This is a genomic window from Bacillus sp. CH_48 (assembly GCF_038008465.1).
In the GTDB taxonomy this organism is placed as follows: domain Bacteria; phylum Bacillota; class Bacilli; order Bacillales; family Bacillaceae_G; genus Bacillus_A; species Bacillus_A thuringiensis_S.
The window spans coordinates 3,077,993-3,102,792 of record NZ_JBBOZF010000001.1; the positions used below are offsets into that span (position 1 = coordinate 3,077,993).

Here is a 24,800-nt window from a genome sequence, read left to right on the forward strand (position 1 = left end):
TCCATGTAAACTAACTTATGTAAAGGGAAATCACTTAACAAAGGATGATCCAACATGCTCGAAAAAACAACGAGAATGAACTATTTATTTGATTTTTATCAATCGTTGTTAACGCAAAAACAAAGAAGTTATATGTCGCTTTATTATCTAGATGATTTATCTCTTGGTGAAATTGCGGAAGAATTTGATGTAAGTCGCCAAGCCGTGTATGATAACATTAAACGGACTGAAGCGATGCTTGAAGAATATGAAGAAAAATTAGTATTACTTCAAAAGTTTCAAGAGCGACAGCGACTTGTTGCAAAGCTAAAACAGCTAATCAGCGAAGAAGAGCATGTGAATGAAGAAATGAAACAAGTTGTTGAAGCTATCGAAAAATTAGATTAGGAGGGCGGCAATATGGCATTTGAAGGATTAGCCGACCGACTTCAACAGACAATGCAAAAAATCCGCGGCAAAGGAAAAGTTTCTGAAGCCGATGTGAAAGAAATGATGAGAGAAGTTCGTCTAGCTCTTTTAGAAGCAGATGTTAACTTTAAAGTAGTAAAAGATTTTGTGAAGCGTGTGTCTGAACGTGCTGTCGGACAAGATGTAATGAAAAGTTTGACACCTGGACAACAAGTAATTAAAGTTGTACAGGAAGAACTTACAGAACTTATGGGCGGAGAGCAAAGCAAAATTGCTGTTGCTAATAAGCCACCGACTGTTATTATGATGGTTGGTCTGCAAGGTGCGGGTAAAACAACGACGACAGGTAAGCTTGCGAATTTGCTTCGTAAAAAGCATAATCGTAAACCGATGCTTGTTGCAGCGGATATTTACCGTCCAGCAGCGATTAAACAGCTTGAAACATTAGGGAAGCAATTGGACATGCCTGTATTTTCTTTAGGAGATCAAGTAAGTCCTGTTGAAATTGCGAAACAAGCGATTGCAAAAGCAAAAGAAGATCATCATGATTATGTTTTAATCGATACAGCGGGTCGCCTGCATATTGATGAAGAACTAATGGATGAATTAGCGAAAGTTAAAGAAGTTGCGAAACCGGATGAAATTTTCCTTGTTGTCGATGCGATGACGGGACAAGACGCGGTAAATGTTGCACAAAGTTTCCATGAACAGTTAGGTTTAACAGGTGTTGTATTAACGAAATTAGATGGTGATACCCGCGGTGGTGCTGCATTATCTATTAAGGCTGTAACAAACACACCGATTAAATTTGCTGGTATGGGTGAAAAACTAGATGCAATTGAAGCGTTCCATCCAGAGCGTATGGCATCCCGTATTTTAGGGATGGGCGATGTCTTAACATTGATTGAAAAAGCGCAAGCTACAGTTGATGAAGAGAAAGCAAAAGAACTTGAGCAAAAAATGCGTACGCTTTCGTTTACGCTTGACGATTTTCTAGAACAACTTGGACAAGTGCGTCAACTTGGACCGCTTGATGAATTGTTAGGAATGCTTCCTGGTGCAAATAAAATTAAAGGGCTGAAAAATGCGCAAGTTGATGAAAAACAAATTGGGCATATTGAGGCAATTATTCGTTCTATGACTAAATTAGAACGAGAACAACCGGAAATAATCAATGCTAGTCGCAAAAAGCGCATTGCCAAAGGTAGCGGTACAACTGTACAAGAAATCAATCGTCTAATTAAGCAATTCGATGACATGAAAAAAATGATGAAGACGATGACGGGAATGCAAAAAGGCAAGAAAAAAGGACTAGGTGGATTGAAGTTTCCATTCATGTAAGGAAAAAAAGATGGCTCTGTTAAGAAAAAATACTTTACAAAGCAATAGTCTTTTTGCTAATATAATTATCTGTGTGAAATAAATTCGGAGGTGCTTTATAAATGGCAGTTAAAATTCGTTTAAAACGTATGGGAGCTAAAAAAACTCCTTTCTATCGTGTAGTTGTTGCAGATTCTCGTTCTCCTCGTGACGGACGTTTCATTGAGGAAATCGGAACTTACAATCCAGTTGCTCAACCAGCTGAAGTTAAGATCGACGAAGAAGCAGCATTAAAATGGTTAGGAAATGGTGCTAAACCATCTGATACAGTTCGTAACTTATTCTCTAACCAAGGTATCATGGAGAAATTCCACTTATCTAAACAAGGTAAGTAATTGAGGCAATGACTATGAAGAAGTTAGTCGAGACGATTGTCAAGCCTCTTGTCGATCATCCTGAAGATGTAAAAGTTACACAGGAACTTTGCAACGGAGAGATAAAGTATCGATTAACTGTACATCCTGAGGATGTTGGAAAAGTCATTGGAAAGCAAGGGAGAGTTGCGAAAGCGATTCGAATGCTCTTGTATTCAGTGGGACATCATAATGATGAAAAAGTAACACTGGAAATTCAATAAACGTAAAAAGGGCGAGGAGTTATTCCTCTCCCTTTTTTAACATTTAAATAGAGATTGCATGTTCCATCTATGAAATGGAGATGCTTAATTTATATAGAAACCAGGGGTGACATACTATTTATGACAAAGTGGTTTAACGTAGGGAAAATTGTAAATACTCATGGAGTAAGAGGAGAAATCCGTGTGATTTCTCGTACTGATTTTCCAGAAGAGCGATATAAAGTAGGAAACACGCTATACATATCGAATGAGAAAGACACAGACTATCTTCCAGTGAAGGTAACTTCTCATCGCCAACATAAGACATTCGATTTATTAACATTTGAAGGATATAACAATGTAGATGAAGTAGAGAAGTTAAAAGGTTCTTTAATAAAAGTACCGGAAGAGCAGTTAGGTGAACTTGCTGAAGGTGAATACTACTATCACGAAATTATTGGTTGCAGCGTTGTAACGGAAGAAGGAGAAGCGCTAGGGACAATCAAAGAGATTCTCTCTCCTGGTGCAAATGATGTTTGGGTGATTAAACGTCCGAAGGGTCAAGATCTCTTAATTCCTTATATTGATGACGTTGTACTTCAAGTTAATATTGAAAATAAATTAGTAACCATTCATGTAATGGAAGGATTGCTATAATGAAAATTGATATTTTAACGTTGTTCCCAGACATGTTTACCGGTGTATTTGGATCTTCTATATTAAAGAAGGCACAAGAAAAGGAAGCGGTAAACCTTCGTGTTGTTAACTTTCGTGATTATACAACAAGTAAGCATAATAGCGTAGACGATTATCCTTACGGCGGAGGAGCTGGTATGGTGCTTACTCCTCAGCCTATTTTTGACGCTGTAGAAGATTTGACGAAAGAGACAGAGCGTAAGCCGAGAGTTGTCTTAATGTGTCCGCAGGGCGAAAGATTTACGCAGAAGAAAGCGGAAGAGCTTGCAGGGGAAGAACATTTGATCTTTGTATGTGGGCATTATGAAGGGTATGACGAACGAATTCGTGAGCATCTCGTAACGGATGAGATTTCTATTGGTGACTATGTATTAACGGGCGGAGAATTAGCTTCTATGGTTATTACTGATAGTGTTGTACGTCTCTTGCCAGGCGTGCTAGGAAATCATGCTTCCCAAGTAGAGGATTCGTTTAGTACAGGTTTATTAGAGCATCCTCATTATACACGTCCGGCTGATTTTCGTGGTATGAAGGTACCGGATGTATTAATGTCAGGGAATCATAAAAATATTGACGAATGGCGACATAAGGAATCTTTGCGCCGTACGTATACGCGTAGACCTGATTTGTTAGATGATAGAGATCTATCTAAACAAGAGAAAAAATGGCTTGAGGAAATAAAGCGAGAGCAGTAATAACTTCATATATTTGCTATTGCAACAGGCCTAGTAATATGCTATTATAACATTTGTGCTACTGAAATCAGTAGCCGTATTAACGATGTTCCGCTGTAATTTATTAAGACTTTATAAGAGCATCTGTTTAAAGGAGAGAATTTAATATGCAACAATTAATCGCAGAAATTACAAAAGGCCAATTAAAAACTGACCTTCCTTCATTCCGTCCTGGTGACACTTTACGTGTACACGTAAAAGTTGTTGAGGGAACTCGTGAAAGAATTCAGCTTTTCGAAGGTGTTGTAATTAAACGTCGTGGTGGCGGAATTAGTGAAACATTCACAGTTCGTAAGATTTCTTACGGTGTAGGTGTTGAGCGTACATTCCCAGTTCACACGCCAAGAATCGCGAAAATCGAAGTACTTCGCCGTGGTAAAGTACGTCGTGCTAAGTTATACTACTTACGTAACCTTCGCGGTAAAAAAGCACGTATTAAGGAAATTCGATAAGACATGTATGGGAGCTTGTAAATGCACAAGCTCCCTTTTTCCAATCTATATGAAATTTTGGTATAATACGAACAGCTTACATAACCGTGGAGGGGAAATGCATGAAAAAAGAGAAGAGTTCACTTTGGGAATGGATTAAAGCAATTTTGATTGCTGTTGTATTAGCTGGTGTTATTAGACAGTTTTTCTTTGCGCCAATTCTCGTAGACGGGGTATCGATGGCACCTACTTTACATGATCGTGATCGAATGATTGTAAATAAAATTGGTTATCACATTGGAGATCCAAAACGCTTTGATATTATCGTATTTCGAGCAACAGAAGATAAAGATTACATTAAGCGCATTATAGGCCTACCGGGCGATGAAATAGAGTATCGTAATGATAAGCTGTATGTTAACGGAAAGGCTTATGAGGAGCCGTATTTAGACAAGCAGAAAAAGCAAATTGCTGACGGACCGCTTACATATGATTTTAATCTTGAAGAAATGACAGGCAAGAAAACCGTTCCAAAAGATCAATTATTTGTTTTAGGTGATAATCGTCGTTTTAGTAAAGATAGCCGTTCAATCGGTACGATTTCAATGGATCAAGTAATTGGTAAAGCTAATATGTTATATTGGCCGTTAGAAGACGCACGTATTGTGAAATAAATGAAAAAGAAGGTGGCAACATGGTAATTCAATGGTTTCCAGGGCATATGGCGAAGGCTAGACGCCAAGTAACGGAGAAATTAAAATTAATTGATGTTGTAATTGAACTTGTAGATGCTCGATTACCATTATCATCTCGAAACCCAATGATTGATGAAATCATTACACATAAGCCAAGGCTTGTTGTTTTAAATAAAGCGGATATGGCAGATGACCGTTTAACAAAACAATGGATCGCATATTTTAAAGAAAAAGGTCATATGGCAATTTCGATTAACGCGCAAGCTGGACAAGGTATGAAAGAAATTGCAGCAGCTTGTAAAGTGCTTGTTAAAGAAAAATTTGATAAAATGGTTGCAAAAGGTATTAGACCGAGAGCGATTCGTGCATTAATTGTAGGTATACCAAATGTTGGTAAATCTACATTAATTAATAAATTGGCAAAGAAAAATATTGCTAAAACAGGAGATCGTCCAGGTGTGACAACAGCTCAACAATGGATTAAAGTTGGGAAGGAAATGGAATTGTTAGATACGCCAGGTATTCTGTGGCCTAAATTTGAAGATCAATTAGTGGGTCTTCGCTTAGCGACGACGGGTGCAATTAAAGATTCAATTTTAAATTTACAAGATGTAGCTGTTTACGCATTACGTTTTATGGAGAAACATTATCCAGAACGCTTGAAAGAACGCTATAATTTAAATGAGATTCCAGAAGATATTGTGGAATTATTCGATGCAATTGGAAAAAATAGAGGCTGCTTAATGGGCGGCGGAATGATTGATTATGATAAGACATCTGAGCTTGTACTTCGTGAGCTTCGTGGTGGCAAACTTGGAAAAATGACGTTTGAAACACCGGAAGAGTTTGCAGAGCAAGTAGAAGATGTGGAAAAAATAGAAGAAGTATAAGACGTGCGTTTGTGCGTCTTTTCTTTTTGGATACGTTTAAAAAGGAGTTTGTATAAATGCAAAAAATGACGATAAAAGAAGCGGAAAATGTATTGAAAGAAATTATGAATGAAGAAGATGATCGCTTTCAACTGTTAATGAAAGATGAGCGAAAAGGCGTTCAAAAGCTCGTTTTGAAGTGGTATAAACAAAAAGAGTTAGAACAGAAAGAAAAAGAGAATTTTTTTGAAATGTCCAAGTATGAAAATGCTTTGCGTGAAAAAGGGGTCACATATATCGCGGGTATTGATGAAGTAGGGCGTGGCCCGTTGGCTGGGCCTGTTGTGACGGCAGCTGTCGTCCTTCCAGAGGATTTTTATATTCCAGGGTTAAATGACTCAAAAAAGCTGAGTGAAGCGAAACGTGAGCGTTTTTATGATGAAATAAAAGTACAAGCAATTGCAATTGGAGTAGGAATTGTATCACCGCAAGTTATTGATGACATTAATATTTACCAAGCAACGAAACAAGCAATGTTAGATGCAGTTGCAAATTTATCTTGTACACCCCAACATTTATTAATTGATGCGATGAAGCTTCCTACACCAATTCCGCAAACCTCAATTATTAAAGGTGATGAGAAAAGTATTTCTATTTCAGCTGCATCTATTATTGCGAAAGTAACGAGAGATCGTATGATGAAAGAACTGGGAGAAAAGTATCCTGAATACGGATTTGAGCAACATATGGGATATGGCACAAAGCAACATTTAGAGGCAATTGAAGTGCATGGAGTATTAGATGAACACCGAAAGTCATTCGCGCCAATTAAAGATATGATTCAAAAATAAGCTGTAAATATACAGCTTATTTTTTATTTTGGCATATAAACATTACTATTTTCGAAAAAGAATAAAGCGATTTCAGTTTTCTGACACTTTATTGTAGACAGCGTGCCAATCATCTTATACAATGGCAATGTAATGTTTTTTAAACATTAAAAAACTTTTCGAGTAAAACAGGAAAACAGGGGAGGATGGGACCATGAATATCCATGAGTACCAAGGTAAGGCAGTCCTTAGAAGCTATGGGGTTAGCGTTCCGAACGGGAAGGTTGCATTTACAGTAGAAGAAGCTGTAGAAGCAGCGAAAGAACTAGGAACAGATGTATGTGTAGTGAAAGCACAAATTCACGCTGGTGGACGCGGCAAAGCTGGCGGAGTAAAAGTTGCAAAAAATTTAGATGAAGTTCGTACATATGCAGAAAGCATTTTAGGAACTACACTTGTGACACATCAAACAGGTCCTGAAGGTAAGGAAGTAAAACGCTTACTTATCGAAGAAGGTTGCGATATTAAAAAAGAATATTATGTAGGTCTAGTTTTAGATCGTGCAACTTCTCAAGTTGTTTTAATGGCGTCTGAAGAAGGCGGAACAGAAATTGAAGAAGTAGCAGAAAAAACACCTGAAAAAATCTTTAAAGAATATATTGATCCAGCAGTAGGCTTACAAGGTTTCCAAGCACGCCGAATTGCATTTAACATCAATATTCCAAAAGAGCTTGTAGGACAAGCTGTGAAGTTTATGATGGGCTTATACCGTGCGTTTATCGAAAAAGATTGCTCTATCGCTGAGATTAACCCACTTGTTACAACAGGTGAAGGTAAAGTTATGGCATTAGATGCAAAATTAAACTTTGATTCTAATGCGTTATATCGCCATAAAGACATTTTAGAGCTTCGTGATCTTGATGAAGAGGATTCAAAAGAAATTGAAGCTTCAAAATACGATTTAAACTACATTCCTTTAGATGGAAATATCGGTTGTATGGTTAATGGTGCAGGTTTAGCGATGGCTACAATGGATATCATTAAACATTACCACGGTGACCCAGCTAACTTCTTAGATGTTGGTGGCGGTGCAACTGCTGAAAAAGTTACAGAAGCATTCAAAATTATCCTTTCTGACAAAAATGTAAAAGGTATCTTCGTTAACATTTTTGGTGGTATTATGAAGTGTGATGTTATTGCAGAAGGTGTTATTGAAGCAACGAAACAAGTAGGTCTTGAGTTACCTTTAGTTGTACGTCTTGAAGGTACAAACGTAGAACTAGGTAAGAAAATTTTAAATGAGTCTGGCTTAAATATTGTTGCAGCAGAATCTATGGCAGACGGTGCACAAAAAATTGTTTCACTAGTGGGCTAATAGAAAGCGGGGGAGAAAAATGAGCGTATTAGTTAATAAAGATACAAAAGTTATTGTTCAAGGTATTACAGGTTCTCAAGGTTTATTCCATACAAAACAAATGATTGAATACGGTACGAAAATTGTCGGTGGTGTAACACCAGGTAAAGGCGGCACTGATATTGAAGGTGTACCAGTATTTGATACAGTAGAAGATGCAGTGAAAGCAACAGGCGCAAACGCTTCAGTTGTATACGTTCCACCCGCTTTTGCGGCAGATGCAATTATGGAAGCAGTTGATGCAGAAATTGATTTAGTAGTATGTATTACTGAAGGAATTCCTGTATTAGATATGGTAAACGTAAAGAGATATATGGCTGGTAAACATACACGTTTACTTGGACCAAACTGCCCAGGTGTAATCACACCAGATGAATGTAAGATTGGTATTATGCCAGGATATATTCATAAAAAAGGTCATGTTGGTATCGTATCTCGCTCTGGTACATTAACGTATGAAGCTGTACATCAATTAACACAAGAAGGTATTGGCCAATCTACTGCTGTAGGTATCGGTGGAGACCCTGTTAACGGTACAGACTTTATTGATGCGTTAAAAGCATTTAATGAAGATGAAGAAACACATGCTGTAATTATGATTGGTGAAATCGGCGGTACAGCAGAAGAAGAGGCAGCTGAATGGGTAAAAGCTAATATGACAAAACCTGTTGTAGGCTTCATTGGTGGTCAAACAGCGCCTGCTGGCAAACGTATGGGCCATGCTGGTGCAATCATTTCTGGTGGTAAAGGAACTGCTGCTGAAAAGATTAAAACAATGGAAGCTTGTGGCATTAAAGTAGCTGAAACTCCAGCAGTTATGGGAGAAACGCTAATCTCTGTTTTAAAAGAAAAAGGTCTATTTGAGACTTGCAAAAACTATTAATCTGTTGAAAGACACCTTCTTACTTGAGGGTGTCTTTTTACACTTTTTTCTGTTTACATAATAAAAATTATGGGTAAGGAGAATCAAGATGAAAAGAGAGCGGTTATTACATCTTCATTACTTGCTAGCAGATTATTGGAAAGCGATGGAGAGGCTACTATATGTCGATCCAGAATTAAAGAACATATATAATTTTAACGAAAAACAAATGGAGCACTACACTGGAATATCCTCGAAAAAATCTTCAGAACTAGTGAAATTTCTTCAAAGTTCAAATCTTCCGCAATATATATCTTATTTAGAGAAAAACCGTATCTTTTATATAACGATATGGGATGAAAATTATCCACAATTATTACGTGAAATACAAGACCCTCCCTTCGTTTTATATGGAAAAGGAGAGAAAGATTTTCTAAATAAAGTAAATAAATTAGCAGTTGTTGGAACGAGAGAACCATCATTATATGGTCATGAGAGCTTGAAATTTATTTTACACCCTTTATTAGAAAGAGAGTGGCTTATTGTCAGTGGGTTTGCAAAAGGGATAGATACAATGTCTCATGAGATTACAGTAAGGCATCATTGTCCCACTATTGGGATATTAGGGCACGGATTGTCGTTTATGTATCCGAAAGAAAATAGACATTTATATGAAATGTGGAAGGAATATATATTGTTATTGACAGAGTATCCTCCGCACTATGCACCGAAAAAATGGTATTTTCCAAAAAGGAACCGGATTATTAGTGGTATAAGTAAAGGTGTTTTAGTTGTAGAAGCGAAATCGAGAAGTGGGACACTTATTACTGCAGACCTTGCGTTAGAGCAAAATAGAGAGGTGTTTGCGCTTCCTGGACCTATATTTATAGAGGGGGCATCGGGAACGAATCATCTTATTCAACAAGGAGCAAAATTAGTAAGAAATGCAGAAGATATCTTGGAAGAGATTTTAAATTAACCTTATATTTTTAAATTTTTATTAAACAATTATTGACAAATGGTAGATTGGCACTGTATGGTATATTCATTCTTGATTGACAAAAACAAGAGAAATCAATAAGATTAATGAAGACTTGAATCCACCTCTTAAGGAGGCACTAGCATGTCAGATTACCTCGTGATCGTGGAGTCGCCTTCTAAGGCGAAGACCATTGAGAAATATTTAGGGAAAAAATACAAAGTTGTCGCGTCTATGGGACATGTTCGCGATTTGCCAAAAAGTCAAATGGGGATAGAAGTAAAGAACAACTTCACCCCGAAGTATATTACCATTCGTGGTAAAGGTCCCGTCTTAAAAGATTTAAAATCAGCGGCGAAAAAAGCAAAGAAAGTCTATCTCGCGGCCGATCCAGACCGCGAAGGGGAAGCAATTGCTTGGCATTTAGCGAATACGTTAAATGTGGACGTTGAATCAGATTGTCGGGTTGTGTTTAATGAGATTACGAAAGATGCAATCAAAGAATCATTTAAACATCCTCGTGCAATTAATATGGATTTAGTAGATGCACAACAAGCAAGACGTATACTTGATCGTCTTGTTGGTTACAATATTAGTCCTTTATTATGGAAGAAAGTAAAAAAAGGATTAAGTGCAGGGCGTGTACAATCTGTAGCAGTTCGTTTAATCATCGAACGTGAAAAGGAAATTCAAAGCTTTGAACCTGAAGAATTCTGGACAATTAAAACAGAATTTGTAAAAGGAAAAGACACATTTGAAGCAAGTTTTTACGGTGTAGATGGGGAAAAGGTTCAATTAACGAATGAAACGCAAGTGAATGAAATAATTGAACAGATGAAAGACAATGCGTTTTCAGTTGAAAATGTAACGCGCAAAGAGCGAAAACGTAATCCTGCATTACCGTTTACAACATCTTCCTTGCAACAAGAAGCAGCACGTAAGTTAAACATGCGAGCAAAGAAAACGATGATGCTTGCACAGCAATTGTATGAAGGGATAGATCTTGGAAAACAAGGAACTGTAGGTCTTATTACGTATATGAGAACTGATTCAACACGTATCTCAGAAACAGCTCAAACAGAGGCTCGTACTTACATCACTGAAGCGTATGGTACGGAATACATAGGAACAGAAAAGAAGAAAGAAACGAAAAAGTCAAATGCACAAGATGCACATGAGGCAATTCGTCCTACTTCGGTAATGAGAAAGCCAGAGGAACTAAAAAGTTTCTTAAGTCGTGATCAACTTCGATTATATAAATTGATTTGGGAGCGATTTGTTGCAAGTCAAATGGCGTCTGCTATAATGGATACTGTGACAGCGAGACTCATTAATAACAATGTTCAGTTCCGTGCAAGTGGATCGGTTGTAAAGTTCCCAGGATTTATGAAAGTGTATGTAGAGTCGAAAGATGATGGTGCTGAAGAAAAGGATAAGATGTTGCCGCCTTTAGAAGTAGGGGAAACTGTATTTTCGAAGGATTTAGAACCGAAGCAACATTTTACACAACCTCCTCCGCGCTATACAGAGGCTCGTCTAGTAAGAACACTTGAAGAACTTGGAATTGGAAGACCGTCGACTTATGTACCTACACTTGAAACGATTCAAAAACGTGGATATGTAGGCTTGGATAATAAACGCTTCGTTCCGACTGAACTTGGTGAAATAGTAATTGAACTTATTTTAGAATTTTTCCCGGAAATTATTAACATTGAATTTACTGCCAATATGGAGCAAAGCCTTGATGAAGTGGAAGAAGGAAATGCCAATTGGGTGAAAATTGTTGATGATTTCTACGTAGGATTTGAACCGCGCTTAGAAAAAGCGGAAAAAGAAATGCGTGAAGTGGAAATTAAAGATGAGCCAGCTGGGGAAGACTGTGAATTATGCGGACATCCAATGGTCTTTAAAATGGGTAAATACGGGAAGTTTATGGCTTGTTCGAATTTCCCTGATTGTCGTAATACAAAACCGATTGTGAAAGAAATCGGTGTAACTTGTCCGAAATGTGAAGAAGGACAAATTATTGAGCGTCGTAGTAACAAAAAGAAACGCCTTTTCTATGGATGCGGTACGTATCCAGAATGTGACTTTGTATCTTGGGATAAGCCGATTGGTCGTAAATGTCCGAAGTGTGAAGGCATGCTTGTAGAGAAGAAGTTGAAAAAAGGCGTGCAAGTACAATGTATTTCGTGCGATTATGAAGAAGAACAACAAATGTGAGCGTAACTGCTCACATTTTTTTCGGGAAGAAAAGGAAAGGTGATATATATGACAACACAAGTAGTAAACGTCATTGGCGCAGGTCTTGCAGGAAGTGAAGCGGCTTACCAAATTGCAAAACGTGGTGTCCAAGTTAGATTATATGAAATGAGGCCGGTAAGGCAAACGCCAGCTCATCACACAGATAAATTTGCTGAATTAGTATGTAGTAACTCACTTCGTGCAAACACTTTAACAAATGCAGTTGGAGTTATTAAAGAGGAAATGCGTTTAATGGATTCTGTAATTATTCGTGCGGCAGATGAGTGCTCTGTACCAGCTGGAGGTGCGTTAGCTGTAGACCGTCATGAGTTCGCAGCTAAAGTAACAGAATACGTAAAAAACCATCCGAATGTAACGGTAGTGAACGAAGAGCTTACTGAAATTCCAGAAGGACCAACAATTATTGCAACAGGTCCACTTACATCTCCTGATCTTGCTGCACAATTAAAAGAACTAACAGGTGAAGATTATTTCTATTTCTACGATGCGGCAGCACCAATCGTAGAAAAAGACAGTATTGACATGAATAAAGTATATTTAAAATCGCGTTATGACAAAGGGGAAGCTGCATATTTAAATTGCCCAATGACAGAAGAAGAGTTTGACCGTTTTTATGAGGCTTTAATTGCTGCTGAGACAGTGCCTTTAAAAGAGTTTGAAAAAGAAATTTTCTTTGAAGGTTGTATGCCAGTAGAAGTTATGGCAAGTAGAGGGAGACAGACGCTAGTATTTGGACCTATGAAACCTGTTGGATTGGAAGATCCAAAAACAGGGAAAACGCCATATGCTGTTGTTCAGTTACGTCAAGATGATGCAGCAGGAACTTTATACAATATCGTAGGTTTCCAAACGCATTTAAAGTGGGGACCACAAAAAGAAGTGCTACAGTTAATACCGGGACTGGAAAATGCAGAGATTGTACGTTATGGTGTAATGCATCGTAATACGTTTATTAATTCACCTAATTTGCTTCGTCCAACATATCAATATAAACAACGTGATGATTTATTCTTCGCTGGTCAAATGACTGGAGTAGAGGGATATGTTGAATCAGCAGCATCAGGATTATTAGCAGGAATTAATGCTGCACGTCTTGTGCAAGGTGAAGAGCCAGTTGTATTACCGTCAGTAACTGCGATGGGCAGCATGGCAAATTACATTACGGCAACGAACGCTAAAAACTTCCAACCGATGAATGCGAACTTCGGTCTATTTGCACCGTTAGAGAAGAAGATCAAAAAGAAAGCGGAACGAAATGAAGCATACGCAACACGCGCTTTAGAAACAATTCAAAATTTTGTAAATATTTAGTTAAATTTCTTGCAAAGGCTACTAAGTTGTGATACGATTTAGTAGCCTTTATTGAGGTGAGTTGTGTGAATGTGAAGAAATTGTTACAATTATTCGTTGGATATTTACAAATTGAAAGAAATTATTCAAAATATACAATTGCAAGTTATCAAAATGATTTAGAACATTTTGTGCAATTTATGGAGCGAGAAGGCATATCCTCTTTTTTAGACGTTACATACGCGGATGTTCGTTTGTACTTAACGACGTTGCACGATGAAAAGTTAGCCCGTAAATCTGTCGCAAGAAAAGTATCAAGCTTACGAAGTTTATATCGTTTTTTGATGCGTGAAGGTTATCGGAAAGATAATCCGTTTGCACTTGCGTCACTCCCCAAAAAAGAATTGTCAATCCCAAAGTTTTTATATGCTGAAGAGTTAGAGGAATTATTTGAAGTTTCTGACACGGAAACGCCATTAGGTCAAAGGAATCAAGCTTTATTAGAGTTGATGTATGCGACTGGAATCCGTGTGAGTGAATGTGTCAATTTACAACTTACCGATATTGACTTTGCGGTGGGAACAATTTTAGTAATGGGAAAAGGAAAAAAACAAAGGTATATTCCGTTCGGAAGCTATGCGCAAGATTCTTTAATTACTTATATAGAGAATGGGAGAAAACAGTTAGTTAATAAGACTGACGAAGACTCTCGTATGGTGTTTTTAAATGCGAAAGGTACACCGCTAACAAGTCGTGGAGTGCGTTATGTTTTAAATGAACTCATTAAAAAGGCTTCACTGACAATGCGAATAAGTCCCCATATGTTAAGGCATACATTTGCTACACATATGTTAGATGAAGGGGCGGATTTACGTACTGTACAGGAGCTATTAGGTCATGAGAATTTGTCGACCACACAAATTTATACGCATGTCTCTAAAGAAAGATTGCGTTCTGTTTACATGAAGCATCACCCGCGGGCATAAATTGCTTTAAAAGCTATAAAAACAAATAAAGGAGTTTTTTCTATGGGGAATTTCCACGCTACAACGATATTTGCAGTTCATCATAATGGAGAATGTGCAATGGCTGGAGATGGTCAGGTGACAATGGGAAATGCTGTTGTAATGAAACATACAGCTCGTAAAGTTCGCAGACTTTTCCAAGGTAAAGTTTTAGCTGGTTTTGCAGGTTCAGTTGCTGATGCATTTACTCTTTTTGAAATGTTTGAAGGAAAATTAGAAGAGTATAATGGCAACTTGCAGCGTGCAGCTGTTGAAATGGCAAAACAATGGCGTGGCGATAAAATGTTACGTCAACTAGAAGCGATGCTCATTGTCATGGATAAAACAACTATGCTCCTTGTTTCAGGTACAGGAGAAGTGATTGAACCGGATGATGGTATTTTAGCAATTGGATCTGGTGGGAATTATGCACTTTCTGCAGGTCGTGCTTTAAAGCAATATGCAAGTGAACACTTAACAGCGAAACAAATTGCGAAAGCGAGTTTAGAGATTGCTGGCGATATTTGTGTTTATACGAATCACAACATAATTGTTGAAGAATTGTAGAATCGTAAGGGAGGCATTTTATATGCATTTACATTTTACTCCGCGCCAAATTGTGGAAAAATTAGATCAATACATCATCGGTCAAAAAGACGCAAAGAAAGCGGTTGCTGTAGCGTTGAGAAATCGATACCGTCGCAGTAAATTAGCTGAAAATTTACGTGATGAAATAGCACCTAAAAACATTTTGATGATTGGACCGACAGGTGTTGGGAAAACAGAGGTAGCACGACGAATGGCGAAACTCGTTGGAGCACCTTTTATTAAGGTTGAGGCTACAAAATTTACAGAAGTTGGATATGTGGGTAGAGATGTAGAGTCGATGGTACGTGACCTTGTGGAAACATCGGTTCGTATTGTAAAAGAAGAAATGGTAGTGAAAGTTCAAGATAAAGCAGAAGAGCAAGCGAATCAACGTCTTGTTGAAATTTTAGTGCCGAGTCCGGAGAAGCAATCTGGATTTAAAAATCCATTAGAGATGCTTTTTGGGGGCGCTCAAAATTCGAGTCAAACGTCTGATACACAAGAAGATGGTGAAATTGAAAAGAAACGTCAAGATGTGGAGAGAAAGCTTGCTGCAGGGCTTCTTGAAGACGAAATTGTATCGATTGAAGTGACTGAGCAACAGTCGTCAATGTTTGATATGTTACAAGGAACTGGCATGGAGCAAATGGGAATGAATTTCCAAGATGCGTTAGGGAGTTTTATGCCGAAAAAAACAAAAAAACGTAAACTTTCTGTAAAAGAAGCAAGAAAACTCTTGACAAATGAAGAGGCACAGCGCTTAATTGATATGGATGAAGTTACACAAGAGGCTGTTTATCGTGCTGAACAGCTCGGGATTATTTTTATCGATGAAATTGACAAAATTGCTGGTAAGCAGTCGAATAGCGTAGATGTATCACGTGAAGGTGTGCAACGTGACATTTTGCCAATTGTAGAAGGGTCGAATGTTGCGACAAAATACGGATCAGTAAAAACGGATTATATTTTATTCGTTGCAGCTGGAGCGTTCCATATGTCTAAACCGTCGGATTTAATTCCGGAATTGCAAGGGAGATTTCCGATTCGAGTAGAATTAACGAAATTATCGACAGACGATTTTGTTAAAATATTAATCGAGCCTGACAATGCGTTAATTAAACAATATATGGCATTATTAGCGACTGAAGGTATAGAAATTGAATTTTCAGACGAAGCTATTCGTAAGATTGCTGAGATTGCTTATCAAGTTAATCAGGATACAGATAATATTGGAGCAAGAAGACTTCATACGATTATGGAGAAGCTCCTTGAAGATTTATCGTTTGAAGCATCTGAAATTACGTTAGAGAAAATAACGATAACCCCTCAATACGTTGAGGAGAAATTAGCAACAATTGCTAAAAATAAAGATGTGAGCCAGTTTATTTTGTAATAGTGTCATCAGGTGACTCGCCCTAGTTTCCAAGTGATGAAAAAATATGTGAGTAACATGTAGGAGGAACTTTTGAAATGGAATTATTAGCAAAAACGAGAAAATTAAATGCGTTATTACAGAGCGCAGCAGGGAAGCCTGTAAACTTTAGAGAAATGTCTGACACAATGTGTGAAGTAATCGAAGCAAACGTATTCGTAGTTAGCCGTCGTGGTAAATTACTAGGTTATGCAATTCACCAACAAATCGAAAACGAACGCATGAAGCAAATGCTTGCAGAACGTCAATTCCCAGAAGAATATACACAAAGCTTATTCAACATTACAGAAACATCTTCAAACTTGGATGTGAACAGTGCTTACACAGCATTCCCAGTAGAAAACAGAGAATTATTTGGTCAAGGTTTAACTACAATCGTACCAATCGTTGGTGGTGGTGAGCGTCTAGGTACATTAGTATTAGCTCGTCTAGGTCAAGAGTTCTTAGATGACGATTTAATCCTTGCTGAGTACAGCTCAACTGTTGTAGGTATGGAAATCTTACGTGAAAAAGCAGAAGAAATCGAAGAGGAAGCACGTAGTAAAGCTGTTGTTCAAATGGCGATCAGCTCATTATCTTACAGTGAGTTAGAAGCAATTGAGCACATCTTCGAAGAATTAAATGGAACAGAAGGTTTACTTGTTGCAAGTAAAATTGCTGATCGCGTAGGAATTACTCGCTCTGTAATCGTAAATGCACTACGTAAATTAGAAAGTGCTGGTGTTATTGAGTCTCGCTCTTTAGGTATGAAAGGAACATACATTAAAGTGCTAAACGACAAGTTTCTACAGGAACTTGCTAAATTAAAAACAAACTAATTTATAAAAAACTCTCCTCGATTGAGGAGAGTTTTTTTGCGCAATGGATTGATGGTGCTTGTGAAAAGTGGCATAAGCGTGTTTTCTGGGAAAACTATTAATTGTATTTTGCTTTTTTGCTTAAAAGAAATGAAGGTTGGTAATACTAGAATTCGAGTATGAACAAAGAAAGTTTTACATTGTTCGCATTTTCGACTTGATTGTAATATTTCAGTATGATATAGTAAGCAGTGGTGTCAGTACAAAGTACACACGTTTACTGATTTAAGTGTTGGTGCTACGTTTGTAGTTTCGCTTAGAGATGAAGTAAACGGAGGATATCAAAAACCATTTAGGAGGAACTATATTATGTCAGTAATTTCTATGAAGCAATTGCTTGAAGCTGGTGTTCATTTCGGACATCAAACTCGTCGTTGGAACCCAAAAATGAAGCGTTACATTTTCACAGAGCGTAACGGTATCTACATCATCGACTTACAAAAAACTGTGAAAAAAGTTGAGGAAGCTTACAGAACGATGCGTGACATCGCTGCTGAAGGTGGAGACATTTTATTCGTAGGTACTAAAAAACAAGCACAAGAAGCTATTAAAGAAGAAGCAACTCGTGCGGGTATGTACTTCGTTAACCAACGTTGGTTAGGTGGAACTTTAACAAACTTCCAAACAATCCAAAAGCGTATCAAGCGTCTTAAAGACATCGAAAGAATGCAAGAAGATGGTACTTTCGAAGTACTACCTAAGAAAGAAGTTGTTCAACTTAAAAAAGAGTTAGAGCGTCTTGAGAAATTCTTAGGCGGTATTAAAGATATGAAAGGTCTTCCAAGTGCATTATTCGTAGTAGACCCTCGTAAAGAGCGTATTGCAGTTGCTGAAGCACGCAAATTACACATTCCAATCATCGGTATCGTTGATACAAACTGTGATCCAGACGAAATCGATCACGTTATCCCAGCAAACGATGATGCAATTCGTGCTGTAAAACTTCTTACATCTAAAATGGCAGACGCGATCCTTGAAGCAAAACAAGGTGAAGAAACTGTTACTGCGTAACAAAGTTGGAAAGGTGATAAGGGGTTCGGCCTTTTATCACCTTTTTTAAGGTATAAACACCTTTATAAAAAGTATAAATACATATTTTAGGAGGATGAAAAGTATGGCAATCACTGCTCAAATGGTAAAAGAATTACGTGAAAAAACTGGCGCAGGTATGATGGACTGCAAAAAAGCTTTAACAGAAACTAACGGCGACATGGAGAAGGCAATTGACTTCTTACGTGAAAAAGGTATTGCGAAAGCTGCTAAAAAAGCAGACCGCATTGCTGCTGAAGGTTTAACTTTCATCGAAACAAACGGTAACGACGCTTTAATCTTAGAATTAAACTCTGAAACTGATTTCGTTGCGAAAAACGAAGGTTTCCAAGCATTAATTAAAGAACTAGCTGCTCACTTATTAGCTAACAAACCTGCTAACGTTGAAGAAGCTATGACTCAAACAATTGAAGGCGGCAAAACAGTAGAAGAGCACATCAACGAAGCAATCGCTAAAATTGGTGAAAAACTTACACTTCGTCGTTTCGAAATCGTATCAAAAACTGATGCAGATGCATTCGGCGCTTACCTACACATGGGTGGACGTATTGGTGTATTAACAGTTCTTGAAGGTTCTACTGATGAAGCAGCTGCTAAAGATGTAGCAATGCACATTGCAGCAGTTAACCCTAAATACATCGACCGCGATGCTGTAACAGCTGAAGAAGTTGAGCATGAGCGTCAAGTATTAACACAACAAGCATTAAACGAAGGCAAGCCTGAAAAAATCGTTGCAAAAATGGTTGAAGGCCGTCTAGGCAAATTCTTCGAAGAGATTTGCTTACTTGACCAAGCATTCGTTAAAAACCCTGATATGAAAGTTCGTCAGTTCGTTGAGTCTAAAGGCGGAACATTAAAAGGATTCGTTCGCTACGCTGTTGGCGAAGGTATCGAAAAACGTGAAGACAACTTTGCTGAAGAAGTAATGAACCAAGTAAAAGGTAGTAACTAATACAGATTAGGGAACACATTGTGTTCCCTTTTTTAAAATAAAGATGTAAGCAATTGGAGGTTCATTATGAGTAAACCGAAATATAATCGTGTCGTTTTAAAGTTAAGTGGAGAAGCTTTAGCTGGAGAGCAAGGATTTGGAATTAATCCAACTGTTATTAAGTCAGTTGCAGAACAAGTAAAAGAAATTGCAGAACTTGATGTAGAGGTTGCTGTTGTTGTTGGTGGCGGTAACATTTGGCGTGGGAAAATTGGAAGTGAAATGGGCATGGATCGTGCAGGAGCAGATTACATGGGCATGTTAGCTACAGTTATGAATTCATTAGCTCTTCAAGATAGCTTGGAGAATATTGGAATCCAAACTCGTGTACAAACTTCAATTGAGATGCGTCAAGTGGCAGAGCCTTACATTCGCCGTAAAGCAGTTCGTCACTTAGAGAAAAAACGTGTTGTTATCTTTGCAGCAGGTACAGGTAATCCATACTTCTCTACAGATACAACAGCAGCATTACGTGCAGCGGAAATCGAAGCAGACGTTATTTTAATGGCGAAAAATAATGTGGATGGCGTATATAGCGCAGATCCATCTATTGACCCAACGGCTACGAAATACGAAACGCTTACTTACTTAGATGTATTAAAAGAAGGTTTAGGTGTAATGGATTCTACAGCTTCTTCTCTATGTATGGATAATGATATTCCATTAATTGTATTCTCAGTTATGGAAAAAGGTAATATTAAACGTGCCGTTTTAGGCGAAAATATTGGAACAGTTGTAAGGGGGAAATAAATATGGGACAACAAGTATTGAAGTCTTCAAATGAAAAAATGGAAAAAGCAGTTGCTGCTTATTCTCGTGAATTAGCAACAGTTCGCGCTGGTCGTGCAAGCTCGTCTGTATTAGATAAGGTACAAGTTGATTACTATGGTGCACCAACACCAGTTGTGCAATTAGCGAACATTACAGTTCCAGAAGCACGTTTACTTGTAATTCAACCTTATGATAAAACTTCTATCGGTGATATCGAAAAAGCAATTTTAAAAGCAGATTTAGGCTTAAACCCTTCTAATGATGGAACTGTAATTCGTATTGCATTCCCTGCATTAACAGAAGAGCGTCGTCGTGATCTTGTTAAAGTTGTGAAAAAATATGCTGAAGAAGCAAAAGTTGCTGTTCGTAACGTACGTCGTGACGGAAATGATGATCTTAAGAAGCTTGAAAAAGCTGGCGAGATTACAGAAGATGATTTAAGAGGATATACTGAAGATATCCAAAAAGAAACAGATAAATATATTGCAAAAGTTGACGAAATCGCAAAAAACAAAGAAAAAGAAATCATGGAAGTGTAATAGCGATAACTTCGCAAATATGACCCTCTTCTTAAGGGGGTCTTTTTACACTTTTAGGCATACGTCTGCTTGTTGGAGGGTATGAATGATGTTTAAAAACTTTCCTTTTTTTAAAGGTAAAAAGGACACATCGTTTGATCATCTCGTTGAAGAAGTGAAAAAAGGATATATCCCAGAACATATTGCCATCATTATGGATGGGAATGGAAGATGGGCAAAGAGGAGAGCAATGCCTCGTATTGCGGGACATCATGAAGGTATGCAAGTTGTAAAGAAAATTACAAAATTTGCAAGTAAACTTAATGTGAAAGTGTTAACTCTCTATGCTTTTTCAACTGAGAACTGGAAAAGACCGAAAAAGGAAGTTGATTATTTAATGAAGCTTCCAGAAGAATTTCTAGGTACATTTTTACCAGAATTGATTGAAGAAAACGTACAAGTCCGAGTAATAGGGCAAAAAGATCGTCTTCCTACGCATACACGCAGAGCGATGGAGAAAGCCATGGAAGATACGAAAGAGAATACGGGATTAATTCTTAATTTCGCGTTAAACTATGGAAGTCGAGATGAAATCGTTTCTGCTGTGCAACATATGATGAAAGATAACGAGGAAGGAAAAATTCGTTCTGAAGAGGTAAGTGAAGAAATGCTTTCTTCCTACTTAATGACGAGTTCTTTACCTGATCCAGAGTTGTTAATCCGAACAAGCGGAGAGCTACGTATTAGTAATTTCATGTTATGGCAAATTGCGTATTCGGAGTTTTGGTTTACAGACGTGTATTGGCCAGACTTCAAAGAAGAACATTTGCTAAATGCAATTACTGACTTTCAACATAGAGGGCGCAGATTCGGAGGCGTGTAGAAAGAGAGGGTTTGGTAGTGAAACAGAGAATTATTACTGGAGTGGTTGCTGCCGCGCTATTCATTCCCATCGTAATATACGGTGGCGTGCCTTTTACGGTTTTAGTGTATGCACTTGCTTCTATAGGTTTATATGAATTAATTCGTATGAATAAGCTTACGCTTATTTCAGTACCGACAGTTTTAGCTGCAGTATTATTGTGGATTCTTTTAATTCCAAGTAGTGCATCAGAACTGTTTACATGGATTGGATTAGGTAAATTGGAAATCACATTTGTGATTGTTTTATTACTTTTATCATATACAGTCCTTTCTAAGAATACATTTACTTTTGATAATGCTTCATTTTTACTGATGGCAACGACATATGTGGCAATGGGATTCTTATATTTAAATGAAACGAGAATATTAGGAATTAAATATGTGTTTTGCGCATTATTTATTATATGGGCTACTGATTCAGGCGCATATTTCGTAGGAAAAGCATTAGGCAAGAGAAAATTGTGGCCAGAAATTAGTCCAAATAAAACGATTGAAGGTTCATTAGGCGGCATCGTTTGCGGAATTATCGTGGCACTTGTTTACAACGCGTTCTTCCCAGTTGAATCGAATGTAGTAATTTTAATTGTGCTGACAATTATCATTTCTATTTTTGGACAAATTGGTGATTTAGTACAATCTGCTTTTAAACGTCATTATGGCGTAAAGGATTCAGGTACAATTTTACCTGGACATGGTGGTATATTAGATCGAACAGATAGTTGGTTATTCGTTTTACCAATTCTCTACTTCTTATTACAATACAATTAATAAATGAACGAGGGGTTGGAGTCATGAAAAACATTAGTTTATTAGGTGCGAGCGGATCAATTGGTACACAAACTTTAGATGTATTACGCTCGCACCCAGACCAATTCCGTCTCGTTGCTTTTTCTGTAGGGAAAAATATTGACTACGCAGTAAAGGTAATTCAAGAATTTTCTCCGCAAATCGTCTCTGTGCAAAGAGAGGAAGATGTTTTAAAATTACAAGCTGTTTCTGGTAATACAAAAATTGTATATGGTAGTGAAGGGCTTTTAGAAGTAGCATTACATCCAGATGCGGAGATTGTAGTAAATGCTGTTGTAGGTAGCGTAGGGTTGTTACCAACACTTCGTGCAATTGAGGCGAAAAAAACAATTGGAATTGCAAATAAAGAAACGTTAGTAACTGCAGGACATCTTGTAATGGAAGCAGCACGAAAACATAATGTTTCGTTACTTCCAGTAGATAGTGAACATTCAGCTATTTTTCAATGCTTGAATGGTGAAAATGAGAAAAGAATTTCTCGTCTTATTATAACGGCTTCTGGTGGAAGTTTCCGTGATAAAACGAGGGATGAATTGCATCATGTGACCGTAGAAGATGCGCTTCGACATCCAAACTGGTCAATGGGTTCGAAAATTACAATTGATTCTGCTACAATGATGAATAAGGGACTAGAAGTAATTGAAGCACATTGGCTTTTTGGTATCCCTTACGAGCAAATCGATGTTGTTTTACATAAAGAAAGTATTATCCATTCTATGGTTGAATTTGAAGATCGTAGTGTAATGGCGCAGCTTGGTTCACCTGATATGCGAGTACCAATTCAATACGCACTTACATATCCTGATAGATTGCCTCTTTCAGACACAAAACAGTTAAACTTATGGGAAATAGGGACGTTGCATTTTGAGAAAATGGACCAAGAAAGATTCCGTTGTCTACGTTTTGCGTATGAAGCTGGAAAAGCAGGTGGAAGTATGCCAGCTGTAATGAACGCAGCGAATGAAGTAGCTGTTGAAGCCTTTTTACAAAAGAGAATTGGTTTCTTAACAGTAGAAGACCTCATTGAAAAAGCAATGAACCATCACAATGTCATTGCACGTCCGAGCTTAGAGGAAATTCTGGAAATTGATGCAGCCACAAGACGGTTTGTGATGGAACAAATTTAGCAAAGGTGGTTATGGAATTGAATACAGCGATTGCCTTTATATTAATTTTCGGTGCACTCGTATTTTTCCATGAGCTAGGACATCTATATTTCGCAAAAAGAGCAGGTATTTTATGCCGCGAGTTTGCGATTGGTTTTGGTCCGAAAATATTCTCATTTGAAAAGAATGAAACGGTGTATACGATTCGATTACTGCCCCTTGGTGGCTATGTAAGAATGGCTGGCGAGGATGCGGACACAGTTGAGTTAAAGCCTGGGAAAAAGGTTGGCCTTGTATTAAATGAAAAAGACGAAGTTGTGAAATTAGTTTTTGATGGATATGAAAAGTATCCAAATGTTCGTGTCATTGAAGTCGAACAAGCTGATTTGGAGCACAATCTAACAATTTCGGGCTATGAGGAGTACGAGGAAGAGCTTCAAACGTTCCGAGTGAATGAAAAAGCTCGTATTATTACTGCGGGGGAAGAAATTCAAATTGCTCCGTATAATAGACAATTTGGTTCAAAAAAATTAGGGCAACGCGCTTTAACAATCTTTGCGGGTCCTGCAATGAACTTCATTTTAGCATTTGTTATTTTTGTGATTCTTGGATTTGTACAAGGGGTTCCTATTGACAAACCAATGGTCGGAAAAGTGATGGATAATAGTGCAGCACAGCAAGCTGGATTGAAAGAGAATGATACAATTCAAGCGATTGATGGAAAAAACACAAGTACATGGAAAGATGTTGTTGACATTGTACGTGAAAATCCGGATAAAGAAATTACGTTACAAGTAAAGCGTGATAATGAACAGTTTAATGTGAAAGTAACGCCAACACTCGATAAAGAAGGAAAAGACGAAGTTGGTAGAATTGGTGTTTATTCCCCTGTAGAGAAAACAGTAATGGGTTCTATTAAATCAGGATTTGAACAAACATACCAATGGACGAAACTAATTTTTGAATCTCTTGTGAAATTAGTAACTGGTCAATTTTCTATTAATGAGTTGTCAGGTCCAGTAGGAATTTATAATCTAACAGATCAAGTTGTAGATTATGGATTTACGCGTGTACTAAGTTTAGCGGCAGTTTTAAGTATTAATCTTGGTTTATTCAATTTATTACCAGTTCCTGCTTTAGACGGTGGCCGTTTATTCTTCTTCTTAATTGAGGCGTTACGAGGAAAACCAATTGACCGTCAAAAAGAAGGAATGGTTCACTTTATTGGTTTTGCATTATTAATGTTATTAATGTTAGTTGTAACATGGAATGACATTCGTAAGTTTTTCTTGTAAAATAGAATGAAACTTATAATGAAATAGAGCCCGTAGAATAAAATCCCT

General features: G+C 37.6%; 27 protein-coding genes. All 27 read left to right on the forward strand.

Annotated features, from left to right (window positions below):
- Nucleotides 1-54: 54 nt before the first annotated feature.
- Nucleotides 55-387, forward strand: coding sequence for a putative DNA-binding protein (locus N2V92_RS15650; protein ID WP_000891062.1), 333 nt, complete (start codon nucleotides 55-57; stop codon nucleotides 385-387).
- A gap of 12 nt (nucleotides 388-399) precedes the next feature.
- Nucleotides 400-1,749 carry a signal recognition particle protein gene (ffh, locus tag N2V92_RS15655; protein ID WP_000863460.1) on the forward strand — a complete coding sequence of 450 codons (1,350 nt, stop codon included), beginning with the start codon at nucleotides 400-402 and terminating at the stop codon, nucleotides 1,747-1,749.
- A gap of 101 nt (nucleotides 1,750-1,850) precedes the next feature.
- Nucleotides 1,851-2,123: a 30S ribosomal protein S16 gene (gene rpsP, locus N2V92_RS15660; RefSeq protein ID WP_000268748.1), complete on the forward strand. Its 273-nt coding sequence runs from the start codon at nucleotides 1,851-1,853 to the stop codon at nucleotides 2,121-2,123.
- Between the two features lie 14 nt (nucleotides 2,124-2,137).
- Nucleotides 2,138-2,365 carry a KH domain-containing protein gene (locus N2V92_RS15665; RefSeq protein WP_000737393.1) on the forward strand — a complete coding sequence of 76 codons (228 nt, stop codon included), beginning with the start codon at nucleotides 2,138-2,140 and terminating at the stop codon, nucleotides 2,363-2,365.
- 120 nt (nucleotides 2,366-2,485) lie between these two features.
- A complete protein-coding gene (gene rimM, locus N2V92_RS15670) occupies nucleotides 2,486-3,001 on the forward strand; it encodes a ribosome maturation factor RimM (RefSeq protein ID WP_000170274.1) in 516 nt (171 codons plus the stop codon).
- A complete protein-coding gene (gene trmD / locus N2V92_RS15675; RefSeq protein WP_000686901.1) occupies nucleotides 3,001-3,735 on the forward strand; it encodes a tRNA (guanosine(37)-N1)-methyltransferase TrmD in 735 nt (244 codons plus the stop codon). The genes rimM and trmD overlap by 1 nt, the downstream gene beginning before the upstream one ends.
- A 146-nt stretch (nucleotides 3,736-3,881) precedes the next feature.
- Nucleotides 3,882-4,226, forward strand: a complete 345-nt coding sequence (gene rplS, locus N2V92_RS15680) for a 50S ribosomal protein L19 (protein WP_001186516.1) — start codon at nucleotides 3,882-3,884, stop codon at nucleotides 4,224-4,226.
- 101 nt (nucleotides 4,227-4,327) lie between these two features.
- On the forward strand, nucleotides 4,328-4,879 hold the full coding sequence (gene lepB / locus N2V92_RS15685) for a signal peptidase I (RefSeq protein WP_000711853.1): 552 nt from the start codon (nucleotides 4,328-4,330) through the stop codon (nucleotides 4,877-4,879).
- A gap of 20 nt (nucleotides 4,880-4,899) precedes the next feature.
- A complete protein-coding gene (ylqF, locus tag N2V92_RS15690) occupies nucleotides 4,900-5,790 on the forward strand; it encodes a ribosome biogenesis GTPase YlqF (RefSeq protein ID WP_000236702.1) in 891 nt (296 codons plus the stop codon).
- A gap of 56 nt (nucleotides 5,791-5,846) precedes the next feature.
- Entirely contained in the window at nucleotides 5,847-6,620 is a 774-nt protein-coding gene (locus tag N2V92_RS15695; protein ID WP_016077303.1) for a ribonuclease HII, read from the forward strand.
- A 193-nt stretch (nucleotides 6,621-6,813) separates the two neighbouring features.
- Nucleotides 6,814-7,974, forward strand: a complete 1,161-nt coding sequence (gene sucC / locus N2V92_RS15700) for an ADP-forming succinate--CoA ligase subunit beta (protein WP_001020791.1) — start codon at nucleotides 6,814-6,816, stop codon at nucleotides 7,972-7,974.
- A 19-nt stretch (nucleotides 7,975-7,993) separates the two neighbouring features.
- Nucleotides 7,994-8,896: a succinate--CoA ligase subunit alpha gene (gene sucD, locus N2V92_RS15705; RefSeq protein ID WP_000115178.1), complete on the forward strand. Its 903-nt coding sequence runs from the start codon at nucleotides 7,994-7,996 to the stop codon at nucleotides 8,894-8,896.
- Nucleotides 8,897-8,984: 88 nt separating this feature from the next.
- Entirely contained in the window at nucleotides 8,985-9,854 is an 870-nt protein-coding gene (gene dprA, locus N2V92_RS15710) for a DNA-processing protein DprA (protein WP_000818044.1), read from the forward strand.
- A gap of 144 nt (nucleotides 9,855-9,998) precedes the next feature.
- Entirely contained in the window at nucleotides 9,999-12,077 is a 2,079-nt protein-coding gene (gene topA / locus N2V92_RS15715) for a type I DNA topoisomerase (protein ID WP_001286957.1), read from the forward strand.
- A gap of 48 nt (nucleotides 12,078-12,125) precedes the next feature.
- A complete protein-coding gene (gene trmFO / locus N2V92_RS15720; RefSeq protein ID WP_000213006.1) occupies nucleotides 12,126-13,430 on the forward strand; it encodes an FADH(2)-oxidizing methylenetetrahydrofolate--tRNA-(uracil(54)-C(5))-methyltransferase TrmFO in 1,305 nt (434 codons plus the stop codon).
- Nucleotides 13,431-13,495: 65 nt separating this feature from the next.
- Nucleotides 13,496-14,395, forward strand: coding sequence for a tyrosine recombinase XerC (xerC, locus tag N2V92_RS15725; protein WP_001101244.1), 900 nt, complete (start codon nucleotides 13,496-13,498; stop codon nucleotides 14,393-14,395).
- A gap of 42 nt (nucleotides 14,396-14,437) precedes the next feature.
- Nucleotides 14,438-14,980, forward strand: a complete 543-nt coding sequence (gene hslV / locus N2V92_RS15730; protein WP_000526274.1) for an ATP-dependent protease proteolytic subunit HslV — start codon at nucleotides 14,438-14,440, stop codon at nucleotides 14,978-14,980.
- A 22-nt stretch (nucleotides 14,981-15,002) separates the two neighbouring features.
- Nucleotides 15,003-16,394, forward strand: a complete 1,392-nt coding sequence (gene hslU / locus N2V92_RS15735) for an ATP-dependent protease ATPase subunit HslU (RefSeq protein ID WP_000550084.1) — start codon at nucleotides 15,003-15,005, stop codon at nucleotides 16,392-16,394.
- Between the two features lie 77 nt (nucleotides 16,395-16,471).
- Nucleotides 16,472-17,251 (forward strand): GTP-sensing pleiotropic transcriptional regulator CodY, encoded by a 780-nt coding sequence (gene codY, locus N2V92_RS15740; protein ID WP_000421290.1) that lies wholly within the window; start codon nucleotides 16,472-16,474, stop codon nucleotides 17,249-17,251.
- A gap of 348 nt (nucleotides 17,252-17,599) precedes the next feature.
- Nucleotides 17,600-18,301: a 30S ribosomal protein S2 gene (rpsB, locus tag N2V92_RS15745; protein ID WP_000111485.1), complete on the forward strand. Its 702-nt coding sequence runs from the start codon at nucleotides 17,600-17,602 to the stop codon at nucleotides 18,299-18,301.
- Nucleotides 18,302-18,404: 103 nt separating this feature from the next.
- Complete coding sequence (gene tsf / locus N2V92_RS15750; RefSeq protein ID WP_001018576.1) at nucleotides 18,405-19,292, forward strand: translation elongation factor Ts; 888 nt, start codon at nucleotides 18,405-18,407, stop codon at nucleotides 19,290-19,292.
- A gap of 66 nt (nucleotides 19,293-19,358) precedes the next feature.
- The gene (pyrH, locus tag N2V92_RS15755) at nucleotides 19,359-20,081 is read left to right on the forward strand and encodes a UMP kinase (RefSeq protein WP_000042669.1); all 723 of its coding nucleotides are present in this window, start codon (nucleotides 19,359-19,361) and stop codon (nucleotides 20,079-20,081) included.
- Between the two features lie 2 nt (nucleotides 20,082-20,083).
- On the forward strand, nucleotides 20,084-20,641 hold the full coding sequence (frr, locus tag N2V92_RS15760; RefSeq protein WP_000531505.1) for a ribosome recycling factor: 558 nt from the start codon (nucleotides 20,084-20,086) through the stop codon (nucleotides 20,639-20,641).
- Nucleotides 20,642-20,726: 85 nt separating this feature from the next.
- Nucleotides 20,727-21,503 carry an isoprenyl transferase gene (gene uppS, locus N2V92_RS15765; protein ID WP_000971296.1) on the forward strand — a complete coding sequence of 259 codons (777 nt, stop codon included), beginning with the start codon at nucleotides 20,727-20,729 and terminating at the stop codon, nucleotides 21,501-21,503.
- Nucleotides 21,504-21,520: 17 nt separating this feature from the next.
- Nucleotides 21,521-22,312 (forward strand): phosphatidate cytidylyltransferase, encoded by a 792-nt coding sequence (gene cdsA / locus N2V92_RS15770; protein WP_000813589.1) that lies wholly within the window; start codon nucleotides 21,521-21,523, stop codon nucleotides 22,310-22,312.
- Nucleotides 22,313-22,335: 23 nt separating this feature from the next.
- A complete protein-coding gene (gene dxr, locus N2V92_RS15775; RefSeq protein WP_000790358.1) occupies nucleotides 22,336-23,478 on the forward strand; it encodes a 1-deoxy-D-xylulose-5-phosphate reductoisomerase in 1,143 nt (380 codons plus the stop codon).
- 17 nt (nucleotides 23,479-23,495) lie between these two features.
- Nucleotides 23,496-24,752 carry an RIP metalloprotease RseP gene (gene rseP / locus N2V92_RS15780; protein WP_001090241.1) on the forward strand — a complete coding sequence of 419 codons (1,257 nt, stop codon included), beginning with the start codon at nucleotides 23,496-23,498 and terminating at the stop codon, nucleotides 24,750-24,752.
- The last annotated feature ends 48 nt before the right edge of the window (nucleotides 24,753-24,800 follow it).